Annotated in this window: 13 protein-coding genes; 10 read left to right on the forward strand and 3 right to left on the reverse strand. The window is 66.3% G+C overall.

Features of this window, described 5'->3' with window-relative positions; translation table 11 throughout:
• Window positions 1-111 precede the first annotated feature (111 nt).
• The 8 genes from IF803_RS24995 to IF803_RS25030 all read left to right on the forward strand — a co-directional run bounded on the left by IF803_RS24995 (window position 112) and on the right by IF803_RS25030 (window position 8,857).
• Window positions 112-1,734: an ABC transporter substrate-binding protein gene (locus IF803_RS24995; RefSeq protein ID WP_461193821.1), complete on the forward strand. Its 1,623-nt coding sequence runs from the start codon at window positions 112-114 to the stop codon at window positions 1,732-1,734.
• A gap of 309 nt (window positions 1,735-2,043) precedes the next feature.
• Entirely contained in the window at window positions 2,044-3,057 is a 1,014-nt protein-coding gene (locus IF803_RS25000; protein ID WP_461193822.1) for an ABC transporter permease, read from the forward strand.
• A gap of 3 nt (window positions 3,058-3,060) precedes the next feature.
• On the forward strand, window positions 3,061-3,960 hold the full coding sequence (locus IF803_RS25005; protein WP_253588692.1) for an ABC transporter permease: 900 nt from the start codon (window positions 3,061-3,063) through the stop codon (window positions 3,958-3,960).
• 324 nt (window positions 3,961-4,284) lie between these two features.
• Window positions 4,285-6,135 carry a dipeptide ABC transporter ATP-binding protein gene (locus IF803_RS25010; RefSeq protein WP_461193825.1) on the forward strand — a complete coding sequence of 617 codons (1,851 nt, stop codon included), beginning with the start codon at window positions 4,285-4,287 and terminating at the stop codon, window positions 6,133-6,135.
• Between the two features lie 19 nt (window positions 6,136-6,154).
• Complete coding sequence (locus IF803_RS25015) at window positions 6,155-6,334, forward strand: DUF4089 domain-containing protein (protein WP_018269566.1); 180 nt, start codon at window positions 6,155-6,157, stop codon at window positions 6,332-6,334.
• A 28-nt stretch (window positions 6,335-6,362) separates the two neighbouring features.
• Window positions 6,363-7,730 carry an AtzE family amidohydrolase gene (locus IF803_RS25020; RefSeq protein ID WP_461193854.1) on the forward strand — a complete coding sequence of 456 codons (1,368 nt, stop codon included), beginning with the start codon at window positions 6,363-6,365 and terminating at the stop codon, window positions 7,728-7,730.
• Between the two features lies 1 nt (window position 7,731).
• Window positions 7,732-8,124: an oxalurate catabolism protein HpxZ gene (gene hpxZ / locus IF803_RS25025; RefSeq protein WP_461193826.1), complete on the forward strand. Its 393-nt coding sequence runs from the start codon at window positions 7,732-7,734 to the stop codon at window positions 8,122-8,124.
• Window positions 8,125-8,137: 13 nt separating this feature from the next.
• Entirely contained in the window at window positions 8,138-8,857 is a 720-nt protein-coding gene (locus tag IF803_RS25030; protein ID WP_038384905.1) for a GntR family transcriptional regulator, read from the forward strand.
• Between the two features lie 55 nt (window positions 8,858-8,912).
• On the opposite strand, the gene atzF is transcribed toward IF803_RS25030, so the two are convergent.
• Both atzF and IF803_RS25040 read right to left on the reverse strand, forming a co-directional pair.
• Window positions 8,913-10,742 carry an allophanate hydrolase gene (gene atzF, locus IF803_RS25035; RefSeq protein WP_461193827.1) on the reverse strand — a complete coding sequence of 610 codons (1,830 nt, stop codon included), beginning with the start codon at window positions 10,740-10,742 and terminating at the stop codon, window positions 8,913-8,915.
• Window positions 10,743-10,935: 193 nt separating this feature from the next.
• Window positions 10,936-11,454, reverse strand: coding sequence for a MarR family winged helix-turn-helix transcriptional regulator (locus tag IF803_RS25040; protein ID WP_461193828.1), 519 nt, complete (start codon window positions 11,452-11,454; stop codon window positions 10,936-10,938).
• A 162-nt stretch (window positions 11,455-11,616) separates the two neighbouring features.
• On the opposite strand from IF803_RS25040, the gene IF803_RS25045 reads away from it, so the two are divergent.
• Complete coding sequence (locus tag IF803_RS25045) at window positions 11,617-13,473, forward strand: feruloyl-CoA synthase (RefSeq protein WP_461193856.1); 1,857 nt, start codon at window positions 11,617-11,619, stop codon at window positions 13,471-13,473.
• 460 nt (window positions 13,474-13,933) lie between these two features.
• On the opposite strand, the gene IF803_RS25050 is transcribed toward IF803_RS25045, so the two are convergent.
• The gene (locus IF803_RS25050; RefSeq protein ID WP_028340491.1) at window positions 13,934-14,458 is read right to left on the reverse strand and encodes a MarR family winged helix-turn-helix transcriptional regulator; all 525 of its coding nucleotides are present in this window, start codon (window positions 14,456-14,458) and stop codon (window positions 13,934-13,936) included.
• Window positions 14,459-14,540: 82 nt separating this feature from the next.
• Between IF803_RS25050 and IF803_RS25055 the strand changes: the two genes are divergently transcribed.
• Window positions 14,541-15,743: a cytochrome P450 gene (locus IF803_RS25055; protein WP_461193829.1), complete on the forward strand. Its 1,203-nt coding sequence runs from the start codon at window positions 14,541-14,543 to the stop codon at window positions 15,741-15,743.
• Window positions 15,744-15,759 lie beyond the last annotated feature (16 nt).

Below are 15,759 nucleotides of genomic sequence, written 5' to 3' on the forward strand. Positions count from 1 at the left end.
GTTTTCTCTCGATCCGGCAAGGCATTAGCAGGACATAAGACTTCGTTAAGCGTTGGCACAATCCTTGCGATCCGAGTTCCAAGGCCGTTCTCAAGGGCGTTGGAGCATCACATGAAGCGTCGCGATTTCCTCAAATCGGTGTCCGGGCTGGCCGCGGGCGCCCTGGCGCCGACCGCGCCCGCGATCTGGTCACCGGCCAAAGCCGACGCGCGCTCCGAGACGCTGCTGATCGTCTCCGAAGGCGGTCCCAACAATCTCGATATCCACGGCGTCGGCACCAACGTGCCGGGCTACGAGGTGTCGTGGAATTGCTACGACCGCCTCATCAGCCACGAGATGAAGAGCGGTCCGGGCGGCGTGCCCTATTACGACCGCGACAAGTTCAAGCCCGAGCTCGCCGAGGACATCAACATCGGCGACATGTCGGTCACCTTCAAGCTGCGCAAGAACGCCAAATTCCACGACGGCGCGCCTGTCACGGCGAAGGACGTCAAATGGTCGCTTGATCGCGCCGTCTCTGTCGGCGGCTTCCCGACCTTCCAGATGAGCGCGGGCTCGCTGACCAAGCCCGAGCAGTTCGTGATCGTCGACGACACCACGGTGCGCGTCGACTTCCTGAAGAAGGACAAGCTGACGATCCCCGACCTCGCGGTGATCGTGCCCTGCGTCGTCAATTCCGAACTGGTGAAGAAGAACGCCAGCGAAAAGGATCCGTGGGGCCTCGAATTCACCAAGCAGCAGACCGCGGGCTCCGGCGCCTACAAGGTGACCAAGTGGACCGCCGGCACCGAAGTCGTCATGGAGCGCAACGACGATTGGGTCTGCGGTCCGCTGCCGAAGATCAAGCGCGTGATCTGGCGCATGGTGCCGCAGGCCGGCAACCGCCGGGCGCTGCTCGAGCGCGGCGACGCCGACATCTCCTACGAGCTGCCGTTCAAGGATTTCCAGGAGATGAAGGCGAACGGCAAGCTCAACGTGGTCTCGCTGCCGTTCTCCAACGGCATCCAGTATATCGGCATGAACGTGACCAAGCCGCCGTTCGACAATCCCAAGGTGCGGCAGGCGATGGCCTACGCGATGCCGTACCAGAAGATCATGGATGCGGTGCTGTTCGGTCTCGCCAACCCGATGTTCGGCGCGGCAAAGGACAAGCCGACCGAGGTCGCCTGGCCGCAGCCGACCAAGTATTACACCGACATGGAGAAGGCCAAGGCGCTGCTCGCGGAGGCCGGCTACGCCAACGGTTTCGAGACCACGATCTCGTTCGACCTGAATTTCGCAGGCGTCAACGAGCCGCTCTGCGTGCTGGTGCAGGAGAGCCTCGCGCAGCTCGGCATCAAGACCACGATCAACAAGGTGCCCGGCGCCAACTGGCGCACCGAGCTCACCAAGAAGGAAATGCCGCTGTTCACCAACGTGTTCTCGGGCTGGCTCGATTACCCCGAGTACTTCTTCTACTGGTGCTACCACGGCAACAATTCGATCTTCAACACGATGAGCTACAAGTCGCCCGAGATGGACAAGCTCATCGACGGTGCGCGCGTCGCCGCCGCGAATGGCGACACCGCGGCCTACGACGCCGACGTGAAGGGTTTCGTCGATCTCGCCTTCGCCGACATCCCGCGCATCCCGCTCTATCAGCCCTTCGTCAACGTCGCGATGCAGAAGAACGTGACCGGCTACGAATACTGGTTCCACCGCCGGTTGGACTATCGCGCGATGGCGAAGGGGTGAGGTCATGATGAGCGCGCGCGACGCACTCGCGTGTGTCGACCTCGTTAGTGAGGTGAGCACGCTTCTCAGGCTCCCTCTCCCGCTTGCGGGGGAGGGCGGGGTGGGGGTGCTTCCACATTGGGAATCCCTGAGTGGAGAGAGCCCCCACCCGCCGCGCTCTTCGATCGCGTCGGCCTCCCCCGCAAGCGGGAGAGGCGAAGTAAGCCAGCCGATAAGCTCGTGCGTCCCATATGCGATTGTCCTGCCTTGTGGGGGAGGGAGCCCCTCCAGTCCCGTTGTGGCTCTTCGCGATGTGCTTAGGAGCACGCCATGCTGACCCTGATCGGCAAGCGGCTGCTGTTCGCGATCCCCTCGCTGATCGGGGTCGTGATCGTGACATTCCTTTTGACGCGTGCGCTGCCGGGCGATCCCGCGGCGTATTTTGCCGGTCCGGCGGCCACCAAGGAGGCAGTCGACCAGATCCGGAAGAAGCTCGGCTTCGACAAGCCGCTGATCGAGCAGTTCGTCCGCTACACCAGCGATCTCGCCCATGGCGATCTCGGCACGTCGCTCACCACGGGCCAGCCGGTGGCAGCCGAGCTGCGCAACCGCCTGCCGGCGTCGGCCGAGCTCACCCTGCTCGGCCTTGTCGTCTCCATCGTGATCGCGATCCCGCTCGGCGTGCTGGCGGCGACGCGGCCGGGCTCCTGGATCGACCATCTCTGCCGCGTCACCACCACGGCCGGCGTATCGCTGCCGGTGTTCTTTATCGGGCTCGTGCTGGTCTATGTGTTCTATTTCCGGCTCGGCTGGTCGCCCGCGCCGCTCGGCCGGCTCGACGTGTTCGCTAGCGCGCCGCCGACGGTCACCGGCTTCTATCTCGTCGACACGCTGATCGCGCGGGACTTCGAGGCGTTTCGTTCCGCGCTCAGCCAATTGATCCTGCCGGCAGTGACGCTCGCGATCTTCTCGCTGGCGCCGATCGCGCGGATGACGCGCGCCTCGATGCTGGCGGTGCTGGCGTCCGACTTCGTCCGCACCGCGCGCGCCAGCGGCCTGTCGCCCGGCAAGGTGATCGTGACCTACGCCTTCCGCAACGCGATGCTGCCGGTCATCACCACGCTCAGCATGGTATTCTCCTTCCTGTTGGGCGCCAACGTGCTGGTGGAAAAGGTGTTCGCCTGGCCCGGCATCGGCTCCTACGCGGTCGAGGCGCTGATCGCGTCCGACTTCGCGCCGGTGCAGGGCTTCGTGCTGACCATGGCGGTCATGTACGTGCTGCTCAATCTGATGATCGACATCCTCTACGGCGTGATCGATCCCCGCGTCAGGCTGGAGGGCTAAAGCATGAGTACCGTAGCTCCAACCGTCGAGCCCGCAGGCCCCGCCCGCACGTCGGGGCTTGCCGCTGCTTTTGAGCAGACCCGCTACGTTCTGAGCGAAAACAAGGTCACCGGCTTTGCCTTCGCGCTGCTGGTCCTGATCCTGTTTGCCGCGCTGTTCGGGCCGTATGTCGTGCCGTACGATCCGCTCGCCTCCGACACCGCGGCAGCATTGAAGCCGCCATCCGCCGCGCACTGGTTCGGCACCGATCAGCTCGGCCGCGACATCTTCAGCCGCGTCATCGTGGCCACGCGGCTCGACACCTTCATCGCGGTTGCCTCCGTCGTGCTGGTGTTCCTGATGGGCGGGCTGGCCGGCATCGCCGCCGGCTATTTCGGCGGCTGGACTGACCGCATCGTCGGCCGCATCGCCGACACCATCATGGCGTTTCCGCTGTTCGTGCTGGCGATGGGCATCGTCGCGGCGCTCGGCAACACCGTGCAGAACATCATCATCGCGACCGCGATCGTGAACTTCCCGCTCTACGCCCGCGTCGCACGCGCAGAAGCAAACGTCCGCCGCAACGCCGGCTTCGTGCAGGCGGCGCGGCTCTCGGGCAACGGCGAATACCGCATCCTGCTCGGGCACATCCTGCCGAACATCATGCCGATCATGATCGTGCAGATGTCGCTGACCATGGGCTATGCGATCCTCAACGCCGCGGGCCTTTCCTTTATCGGGCTCGGCGTCCGGCCACCGACCGCCGAGTGGGGCATCATGGTCGCCGAGGGCGCGGGCTTCATGGTGTCGGGCGAATGGTGGATCGCGCTGTTCCCGGGCCTTGCGCTGATGATCGCGGTGTTCTGCTTCAACCTGCTTGGCGACGGCCTGCGCGACATCGTCGACCCGCAGCGGAGGACATGATGATGATCTCCAGCCTGTGCCACCTCTTCCTTCGCCTCGCCCCGCCTGCGGGGAGAGGCCGGATCGCATGGAATGCGATCCGGGTGAGGGGGGCTCTCCGCGCACTCCTCAGCCAGTTGAGTTCGCTACTAGAGGCCCCTCACCCTAGCCCTCTAAGAGCGAGCTTCGCTCGTCTCGACCCCGCAAGAGCGGGGCGAGGGAACAAACCGCGTCAGCGGAGGACGTGATGCCTGTCCCGGCCCGGTGTCATGCCACCGCTTTCCTCCTTTGCATGGGGTTGTTTTGCGGATTTTTGGATGACGCATCCCATGAGGGGAGGTGCGCATGACCGCCCAGCCGCTGCTCGACGTCAGCGACCTCACGGTCGAGTTCACCACCCGCCGCGGCATCGTCAAGGCGGTGCAGCACGTCAACATATCGGTCGGCAAGGGTGAGACCGTCGGCATCGTCGGCGAGTCCGGCTCCGGCAAGTCGGTGACCTCCTATGCCGTGATGCGCATCCTCGACCGCGCCGGCCGGATCGCCGAGGGCTCAGTGATGTTCTCCGGCATCGACGTCAAGGCGGCTTCGGAGAGCCAGATGCGCGATCTGCGCGGCCGCGAAGTCTCGATGATCTTCCAGAACCCACGCGCGGCGCTCAATCCGATCCGCAAGGTCGGGCACCAGATCGAGGACGTGTTGCGCCAGCATGTGCAGCAGGCGCAGGTCACTGATCGCGGCGAGAAGGCGATCGAGGCGCTGGAGCAGGTCAAGATCGCGCGCGCACGCGAGCGCTACCACGCCTATCCGTTCGAGTTGTCCGGCGGCATGTGCCAGCGCGTTGTCATCGCGCTGGCGCTGGCCTGCAATCCGCAGCTTCTGATCGCCGATGAGCCGACCACCGGGCTCGACGTCACCACCCAGAAGGCGGTGATGGACCTGATCGTCGAGCTGACCCGGCGTCGATCGATGTCGACGATCCTGATCACGCATGATCTCGGCCTCGCCGCCGCCTATTGCGACCGCGTCGTGGTGATGGAGAAGGGCCGCGTGGTCGAGACCGCGAAGTCCGCCGACATCTTCGCCGCGCCCCGGCACGCCTACACCAGGAAGCTGATGCGCGCGACGCCGCGGATCGGGGTGTCGTTGCGGGATCTGTTGCCGGAGGAAGACTCTTCCGCCTCGCCCCGCGCGCGGGGAGAGGCCGACGCGCTCGGCAGCGCACTTGCGCGCCAGGGCGTGGCGGGTGAGGGGGACTCTCCGCATACTGCACGCGCGGATACAGCCCCTCACCCCGACCCTCTAAGAGCGAGCTACGCTCGTCTCGACCCCGCGAAGGGCGGGGAGAGGGAGCAGAAGCAACCCCTCCTGTCAGTCGAAAAGCTCGTCAAGGAATATCCGCGCCAGGGCGCGGGCGGGGTGCTGGCAAAGCTGTTCGGGCGCAAGCCGCCGGTCGAGGAGGAGACCTTCCGCGCGGTCGACGGCATCAGTTTCTCGATCGACCATGGCGAGAGCGTCGGGCTGGTCGGCGAATCCGGCTGCGGCAAGTCGACGACGTCGATGATGGTGATGCGGCTGCTGGACCAGACTTCCGGCCGCATCATGTTCGATGGCGAGGACATCGGCGGCATCGCGCCGCAGTCGTTCGCGCGGCTGCCGCGGCGCAGCCAGATCCAGATGGTGTTTCAGGATCCGACCGACAGCCTCAACCCGCGCTTCACCGCGGCGCGCGCGATCGCGGACCCGATCATGCAGCTCGGCGACATCAAGGGGCGTGATGCGCTCCGCGACCGCTGCGAGGAGCTTGCGCGGCTGGTCGGCCTGCCGGTCAATCTGTTGGATCGCTTCCCGCACCAGCTCTCCGGCGGCCAGAAGGCCCGCGTCGGCATCGCGCGCGCCATCGCGCTGCACCCGAAGCTCGTGATCCTCGACGAGCCGACCGCGGCACTTGACGTCTCGGTGCAGGCGGTGGTGCTCAATTTGCTGCACGACCTCAAGCAGTCGATGGGCATGAGCTATTTGTTCGTGTCGCACGACCTCAATGTCGTGCGCCTGCTGTGTGATCGCGTCATCGTGATGCGCGCCGGTCGCATCGTGGAGCAGGGCACATCCGAACACGTCTTGGGCAATCCGCAGGATGCCTATACAAGGGAGCTGCTGACGGCGATCCCGCATCCGCCGCTGCCGGTCGCTTGAGAAACTCATTGGGAGCGAAATGACCGATCATCTGGACGATTACATGAACGCCGTCGCCCGCGCGATGGCGTTGCCGCTGGAGGACGCCTGGCGTCCGGCGGTGCGCGCCAATCTCGACGTCTCGCTGCGGCTGGCGCGGCTGGTCGATGACTTCCCGCTGCCGGACGACGTCGTGTCGGCCGCCGTCTATTCGACCTGAGATCGCGATGTCCGAAATTCCCGCTTCCATGTCGGCCGCCGAGATCGCGCAGGCCGTATCAAGCCGCAAGATCACGGCCCTCGCCGCGACCGAGGCTGCGCTCGCGCGGATCGCGGCGCATGACAAGGTCCTCAATGCCTTCACCGACGTCACCGCCGATCGCGCGCGTGCCAGGGCCAGCGCGGTCGACGCCGCGATCGCGGCCGGTCAGCCGGTCGGCCCGCTCGCCGGCGTGCCCTTCGCGGTCAAGAACCTGTTCGACGTGCAGGGTCTTCCGACCCGCGCCGGCTCGAAGATCAACCGCGACCTGCCGCCGTCGCCGCGCGACGCGACGCTGATCGAACGGATGGAAGCGGCCGGTGCGGTGCTGGTCGGCGCGCTCAACATGGGCGAATACGCCTACGACTTCACCGGCGAGAACGTGCATGACGGCCCGTCGCGCAATCCGCATGATCCGGCGCGGATGACCGGCGGCTCCTCCGGCGGCTCCGGCAGCGCCGTCGGCGGCGCGCTGGTGCCGATCGCGCTCGGCTCCGATACCAACGGCTCGATCCGCGTGCCGTCGTCGTTCTGCGGCACGTTCGGCCTGAAGCCGACCTATGGCCGGCTGTCGCGCGCGCGGTCCTATCCGTTCGTCGCCAGCCTCGATCATCTCGGCCCGCTGGCGCGCAGCGTGAAGGATCTCGCGCTCGCCTATGACGCCATGCAGGGGCCTGATGCCGATGATCCGGCCTGCATCGTGCAGTCGGTCGAGCCGACCGTACCCTTGCTTGCCAATGATATCGGTGGGCTGCGGGTTGCGATCGCCGGCGGCTATTTCCAGCAGAATCTGTTTCCGGAGGCGGTCGCGCGCGTCGCGAAGGCGCTCGGTGCCACGCGGACCGTGGAGCTTCCCGAAGCGGCGCGCGCCCGTGCCGCGGCCTACATCATCACCACGACCGAGGGTGCCGCGCTGCATCTCGATCACCTGCGCAAGCGGCCCAACGATTTCGATCCGGCGGTGCGCGACCGTCTCATTGCCGGCGCGATGATTCCGGCGGTCTATGTCGACAAGGCGCAGAAATTCCGCCGCTGGTATCGCGCCAGGGTGCTGGAGCTGTTCCAGTCGGTCGACGTGATCCTGGCGCCGGCGACGCCGTGCACCGCGCCGAAGATCGGCCAGGCCAGTTTCACGCTCGACGGCGTCGAGCTTCCGGTGCGCGCCAATATCGGCATCCACACCCAGCCGATCTCCTTCATCGGCCTGCCGGTGGTCGCCGTGCCGGTACCGCTTGAACCGATGCCGATCGGCGTGCAGATCATCGCGGCGCCCTGGCGCGAGGACGTCGCACTGCGGGTCGCCTACGCGCTGGAACAGATGGGCGTTGTGGCCGCGCCGGCGCCGAGAGGACTCTGATATGGATATCGATCTTCCCGATGTGGTCGCCGAGGTCACCGCGCAGTTCCAGCGATATGAGAAAGCGCTGGTCTCGAACGATGTTGCCGTGCTCGACGAGTTGTTCCGCGACGACCGCCGTACGCTGCGTTACGGCATTGGCGAGAACCTCTATGGCTATGCCGAGATCATGGCGTTTCGCGCCGGACGCTCACCGGTCGGGCTGATGCGCAAGATCGAGCGAACCGTGATCACGACCTATGGCCGCGACACCGCGATCGCCTCGACGCTGTTCTACCGGGACAGCGCACGGGGTAGGGTGGGGCGGCAGATGCAGACTTGGATTCGTTTCCCCGAGGGCTGGAGAATCGTCGCGGCCCATGTCAGCGTCATCGACGAACCCAAAGGTGCTTGAAGGGCGATCGAGGATGAGCCTGGACGATCTGCCGCAGGGCGCAGAATCCGAGATGACGGTGCGCCGCATCGATCGGCCGTCGTCGCTGGTCGACAAGGTCACTCGTGCCGAAGAGCTGCGGCTGCAGCTTGCCGACGAGATCGTGCGCGGCACGCTGCCGCCGGGGGCCGGGCTCGACGAGACCGACCTTGCGCGGCGATTCAACGTCTCGCGCACCCCGGTGCGCGAAGCGCTGCGGCAGCTTGCCGCGAGCGGCCTGATCGATGCCCGCGCGCATCGTGGCGCCGTGGTGGCGCGGCCCTCGCTTGAACGGCTCACCGGCATGTTCGAGGCGATGGCCGAGCTGGAGGCGATCTGCGCCGGCCTTGCCGCCGAGCGGATGACGCCGGCGGAGCGCCACGCGCTGGAAGCGATCCACGAGGAATTGCGGGTGCTGAGCTATACCGGCAATCCCGAGCGCTTCCACGAGGTCAATGAGCGCTTCCACAACGCGATCTATGCCGGGTCGCAGAACGCCTATATTGCCGAGATCACGCTGGCGACGCGGGTGCGCGTGCAGCCGTTCCGCCGCGCCCAGTTCCGCAACCTCGGGCGTCTGGCAAAATCCCACGCCGAGCACGACCGCGTCGTCGTCGCCATCATGCGCGGCGACAAGACAGGCGCCGCCGCGGCGATGCGCGCCCATATCGAGCAGGTGCGCGGGGAATACGAGACCTACGCGGTGTCGGTGTAGGTTCTTCTTACCTCTCCCTGCGAGAGCGCGGCGACGGAGCGCACCGCCGGAGCGGCTAGGCCTTCGTCTTCTCCGCCATGAACGCCCGCCAGCCGCCATAGGATGAAATATCGGTCGCGCCATGGATCGCGGCAGGCTCGACGATGAAGCCCTTGGCCTGCCGTCCGTCGGCGAGCCTGATCGTGCCGATCGACAGCGGCGGCGGGATCGCGGCGACGAACTTTCCGAACGCTGCCGGTGACATCGCCCACAGCTCGAGCTTGATCGATGCGCCCGCACCGGCCTCGATGCGCAGCATGCCGGGCTTGGGCGGCGTGGTGTCGAGTGCATACAGCCTGTAGTCCGGCGCGGTGACCGTCTCTTCCAGTGGGCGCGCATCGAGCGTCGTCAGCTCGTGGTTCAGCGCCATGCCGGAGAGATGCGCGCCGACCACGGCGATGGTGATCTCACCGGAGCCGGCCTGCGTCGGCGCGGCGGAGAGCGGCGGCTGCGGAAGTGAATTGGCGCCGAGGGTAAGTCCGGTGTCGGCATGGAAGACGCGGCCAATACTGGCAAGCTCCGCGTCACGGCCGGCAGGGGCGAGCAGCGTGATGCCGAACGGCGCGCCGTCGGGCCGCATCGCGGCCGGCAGCGCCAGGCCGCACATATCGAGCAGATTGACGAAATTGGTGTAGGTGCCGAGCCGCGAGTTGAGCTCGATCGGATTGGCGAGCACATCAGCTGTGGAATAGACGGTCGGGGCGGTCGGCAGCACGATCGCATCAAGGTGTGCGAGGCTGCGCTCGGCGACGCGGCGAAGCGCCTCGAGGCGGTACAGCGCAGAAAAAGTATCGGCGGCGGTCGGATGCGATCCGCCGACGGTAATCTCGCGCGTCACCGGATGGACAGCCTCGGGTGACGACGCGAGCAGGTCGCGGATCACGAGATAGCGCTCCGCAACCCACGGGCCCTCATAGAGCAGCCGTGCGGTCTCATAGAACGGCGCGAGGTCGAACTCGACGAGATCGGCGCCGAGCGCCTGCCAGCGCTTGCACGCCTCGCCATAGGCCTTCTCGGCCTCATGATCGCCGAAGAATTTCAGCTGACCGCCTTGGGGAATGCCGAGCTTCAGCTTCGCCGGAAACGCCGCGAGCGGAGCCAGCGGCCGGTCGCGCGAGTACGGATCGGACTGATCGGCCCCGGACATCACGGCGAGCGCAGCCAGCGCGTCGTCGACGGTGAGTGAGAAGATCGAGACGCAGTCGAGCGTGCGGCAGGCCGGCACGACGCCGGTGGTCGAGATCAGCCCAAGGCTCGGCTTGAGCCCGACGATGTTGTTGAGCATTGCCGGCACGCGGCCGCTGCCTGCGGTGTCGGTGCCGAGTGCAAGCGGCACCAGTCCCGCTGAGACCGCGACCGCGGAGCCCGAGCTCGATCCGCCCGGCACCAGATCGCCGCGCACCGGATTCTTGGGAATGCCGTAGGGCGAGCGCACGCCGACTAGGCCGGTGGCGAACTGGTCGAGATTGGTCTTGCCGATGATGATGGCGCCGGCCGCGCGCAGTTTTGCCACCGCCGTGGAATCCTGCGCCGGCAGATACGAGAACGCCGGGCAGGCGGCGGTGGTCGGCAGTCCCGCGACGTCGATATTGTCCTTCACCGCGACCGGCACGCCATAGAGCGGCAGCGTCGGGTCGGCGAGCCGCCCGGCCTCGGCAAGCGCATCCTTCTCGTCACGCAGGCTGATGAAGATGGCGGGATCATTGTGCTCGCGGATGCGCTGGTAGCTGCGCGCCACGGTTTGGGCCGGCGTCATGGTCCCGGCGCGGTGCGCGGCGACGATCGCGGCGACAGTTTCAGTCACGTGCTTGGCCTCATCTCGTGAGCGGGAGGCGTCGGACGCCATCCGCAAGGGAATTGCAGCCTGAGCGAAGCAAGCAATATGCCATTGTGTACAATTCGCCCGCGCCCGTCGTGAGACGGATTATTGCACAATATCAGTTGCTTGAAATACCTGTCGGGAACGAACGCGGGCTCGCATGAAAGAGTAGCTGCCCAACTTATGGGCAGTTCTGATCAAGCCGAAATCTCGTGCGAGGTCAGGTGAAGCAGGCGAGGATCTGCAGCAGCTGCTCGCGGTTTTCCTTGCCGATCTTCTCGGCGACATGCCGCTCATGCTCGGCGGCGAGCCGCTTGAACTGGGCCAGCGCGGTCTTGCCGCGCGCGGTCAAATGCAGCGCATGGGAGCGACGGTCGGTCGCGGAGGGGGCGCGGCTGACGAAGGCGCGGTCTTCCAGGCTGTCGAGCAGATGCACCAGCCGCGCGCGCTCGATCCCGAGCCGCTTTGCCACCGCCATCTGGCTGAGGCCCGGATTGGCCCCGATCACGGTCATCACCGAATACTGGGTTGGGCGGATATCGACCGTCGCCAGCGTCTTGATGAAGTCCTGAAAGATCCAGAGTTGGAAGCGCCGCACCGCATAGCCGGCGTGACCGACCAGCGCGTCGAGGCCGATGTCGTCGCCGTTGGGCGCCTGTCCATTCGCCGTGTGCACCCGGGGGCGGATTGCTGCTGCCGTTCCTGCCGGCTTGCGCGATGTCTTTTGCTGGCCTGCCATGACCGCAAGGCTAGCGCGCCCAAGGCGGGATGGAAAGATTGTTGTTGACGACAACAATTGATGTCCGCAACATTATGATCAAAGAGCCCGGCCGGGACCGCGGCGCCGCACCATGTTGCGGCGCGATCCCGCAAAGACACGGGCGAGGAGGAAACCATGACGATGGCCGCCGCCAGCGGAGACAATCCGAGCAGCCTGTTCGCGACGCCCGCGATCGTTGCGGATCGCCGCAACGACGGCAGCATCCTGGTCCGCTCCACCTCGCCGCTGAAGCAGGGCGCCCGCTGCGTCGGCGACTGGCTGGAGCATTGGGCACGGCAGGCCCCGGATCGCGTCTTTCTCGGCGAGCGCGCCAACGCCGAGGCGCCCTGGACCACAGTAAGCTATCGCGACGCGCTCGGCATCGTCCGGCGGGCCGCATCTTGGGTTCTCGCGCAGGGGCTGAGCACGGAACGTCCGCTCGTCATCCTCTCCGACAACGGTATCGATCACGCGTTGTTCGCGCTCGCCGCGCAGCATGTTGGCGTGCCCTCGGCTGCGATCTCGCCGGCCTATTCGCTGATGTCGCGGGATTTCGACAAGCTGAAAAGCATGATCAGCCTGCTCGACCCCGGCGCGATCTACGTCACGAGCACAAGGCCGTTCGCGGCGGCGCTTGGCGCAATCAAGCCGCTGCATCGCGCAACCATCGTCAGCGGCAATCCCGACGATGCCGATGCTTTGCCGTTCCGTACCGTCGCTGCCACGGCGGAAGCGCCCGAGGTTGCCAACGCGTTCGCTGCGGTGACGGCGGACACGATCGCAAAATTCCTGTTCACCTCGGGCTCGACAGGGACGCCGAAGGCCGTGATCAACACCCAGCGCATGCTGACCTCGAGCCAGCAGGCCAAGGCGCAGACTTGGTCGTTCCTCGAGGGCGGTAGCGAGGAGCTTGTGATCCTGGACTGGCTGCCCTGGAGCCACACCTTCGGCGCCAACCACAATTTCAACCTGGTGCTGCGCAACGGCGGCACGCTCTATATCGACGGCGGCAAGCCGGCGCCCGGCCTGTTTGCGACCTCGCTGGCCAATTTGCACAGCGTGGTGCCGACGGTCTATTTTAACGTGCCGCGCGGCTTCGACATGCTGATCGGGGCGCTGCGCACCGACGACGAACTACGCAGAAAATTCTTCGAGGGCACCAAATTCGCCTTTTATGCCGGCGCGGCGCTGCCGCAGAATCTGTGGGACGCGCTGGAGGACCTGTCGCTGCGGACCGTCGGCCGCCGGCTGCCGATGGTGTCGGCCTGGGGTTCGACCGAGACCTCGCCGCTCGCGACCGATTGCCACTTCTTGGCCAAACGCTCCGGCAATATCGGCGTGCCGATCCCCGGCACCGAGCTCAAGCTCGTGCCGTCGGGCGACAAGCTGGAGGTGCGGGTGCGCGGGCCCAACGTCACGCCGGGCTACTGGAAGGCGCCTGGGCTCACCGCTGAGGCCTTCGATGACGAGGGTTTTTACAAGATCGGCGACGCCGTCACCTTCGCGGATCCCGCGCGGCCCGATCTCGGCCTGTTCTTCGACGGCCGCGTGGCGGAGGACTTCAAGCTCAATTCCGGCACCTGGGTCAGCGTCGGCACCTTGCGCGTCGCCGGCATCGCGTCGCTGGCGCCGCTCGCGCAGGACATCGTCGTCACCGGCCATGGCCGCGACGAGGTGCGCTTCCTGGTGTTTCCGAACCTCGCCGCCTGCCGTTCGCTGGCAGGCCTGCCCGAGAGCGCCGACGCCCAGGAGGTGATCGGCCATCCGGCGGTCCGTTCCGCGATCGGGCAGGGGCTGGCGCGGCTCAAGGCGCAGGGCGGCCATTCCTCCGGCCATGCCACCCGTGCGCTGCTGCTGGCCGAGCCCGCCTCGGTCGACGGCGGGGAGATCACCGACAAGGGCTACATCAACCAGCGCGCCGTGCTGACGCGCCGCGCCGCAGCGGTGGCGGTATTGGAGGACGACGCGGCGTCCGAGCCGATCGCCTGCGCGGGGTGAGATTACGATCCAACAGGATCACGTGAGGAAGGCACCAGCGGATGGGTTCCCTCCCCCCTTGCGGGGGAGGGTTAGGGAGAGGGGTACCGCACGGCGTGCTCTCAATATTCGTACTTTGACCACGAAAGCCCCGACGTTGCGAAGCGACGTTCCCCTCGATCATCTCACCCGGGGCCACCCCTCTCCCCAACCCTCCCCCGCAAGGGGGGAGGGAGCCTGGGCGGCGTGCTCACGTGACTTGATGGCCGCGCCACATTGCGACTCGACGACGCAGTGCATCATCTGTTTTTAGTTGCCCTAGCAACTAAGCTGTGCGAGTTTCCGCCCCATAGGAACAGGGCCGGTCAACGGCCACGCGTTTGGGAGGAAAATGTTGCGCAGCACGGCGCGAGCGGCACGCATGGAAGATCGGGCGAAGACCGCGGGGGTGCCGGGCGCCGCCCGTGGCCCGGCCGTGCCGTCAGGTCGTGCTTTGCCCGGTGACGGCGCCGAGATTCTCGTGCAGCCGGCGCAGCAGCTCGATCAGCACCTCGCGCTCGTCCTTTTTCAGGCACGCCAGCAGCCGCCGCTCGCGCTCCAGCGCCGCGACGATGACCTTGTCGTGGATGGCGCGGCCGCGTGCGGTCAGCGTGATCGAATGGGTGCGGCCGTCGTCCGGCGCGGTACGGATGGTCAGCAGGCCGCGCTTCTGCAATGCGGCGAGGTTGCGGCTGACCGGCCCCTTGTCGAAGCCGATCACCTGGCAGATCCGGGAGGCGGGAATGCCCGGCTCGATCGCCAGTTGCGAGATGATCCGCCACTCGGTGACGTTGACGCCGAAATTCTTCTGGTAAAACGCGGTGGCGCTGTTCGACAGCTTGTTGCCGATGAAGGTGATGAACGCCGGCACATAGCGATCGAGGTCCAGCAGCGGGCCATCGCTGGCGTCTGCGGGATCGGCCGGTCTCGGCCGGCGGGGCTTTCGGGGGAGGGGCTGGCTGCTCATCTCTCAAATCATCGCTGCGAAACCGTTCGGGAGCAATAGATATGCGGCCCGTGTTGACAAGATCAAACCTCGGGAGGTCCCGATGACTGCAACAGAAGCTGCGTCCGTCCCGCATCTCGACGTCGATCCGTTCGCGCTCGAGTTCTTCGCCGATCCATTCCCGACCCATGAGCGGCTGCGCGAGGCCGGGCCGGTGGTCTATCTCGACAAGTGGAGTGTTTATGGCGTGGCGCGCTACGCCGAGGTCCATGCGGTGCTGAACGATCCCGCGACCTTCTGCTCCAGCCGCGGCGTCGGCCTCAGCGACTTTTCCAAGGAGAAGCCGTGGCGGCCGCCGAGCCTGATCCTGGAGGCCGACCCGCCTGCCCATACCCGGACCCGCGCCGTGCTGAGCACGGTGTTGTCGGCGACCGTGATGAAGCAGCTTCGCGGGCAATTTGCCGCCGCCGCGGAGGTCCGTCTCGATGCGCTGCTGGAGAAGCGCAGGTTCGACGCGATCGCGGACCTTGCGGAAGCCTATCCGTTGTCGATCTTCCCGGATGCGCTCGGCCTGAGGCCGGAGGGCCGCGAGCATCTGCTGCCCTATGCCAGTCTGGTGTTCAATGCCTTCGGTCCGCCGAACGAGCTCCGCAAGGAGGCGATCGAGCGCTCGGCACCGCATCAGGCCTATGTTGCCGAGCAATGCCAGCGCGACAATCTCACCCCAGGCGGCATCGGCGCCTGTATCCACGCCCATGTCGATACCGGCGCCATTACCGCGACCGAAGCGCCGCTGCTGGTGCGCTCGCTGCTGTCAGCCGGTCTCGACACCACCGTCAACGGCATCGGCGCCGCCGTCTACTGCCTCGCCCGCTTCCCCGACCAGTTCCAGAAGCTGCGCAACGATCCGACGCTGGCGCGCAACGCCTTCGAGGAGGCCGTGCGGTTCGAAAGTCCGGTCCAGACTTTCTTCCGTACCACGACCCGTGACGTCGAGCTCAGTGGGGCCAGCATCGGCGAAGGCGAGAAGGTGCTGATGTTCCTGGCCGCGGCCAATCGTGATCCGCGCCGCTGGGAGGAGCCCGACAGCTACGACATCACCCGCCGCACGTCGGGCCATGTCGGCTATGGGTCGGGCATCCATATGTGCGTCGGCCAGCTGGTCGCCCGTCTCGAAGGCGAGGTGATGATGGCGGCGCTGGCGCGTCGTGTCGCCAGGATCGACATCACCGGCGAGCCGAAGCGCCTTTTCAACAACACGCTGCGCGGGCTCAGCAGCCTGCCGGTCGAGATCACGCCGGCCTGACGAGACGCTCAAGACC

It is taken from the genome of Bradyrhizobium sp. UFLA06-06 (genome assembly GCF_054820065.1).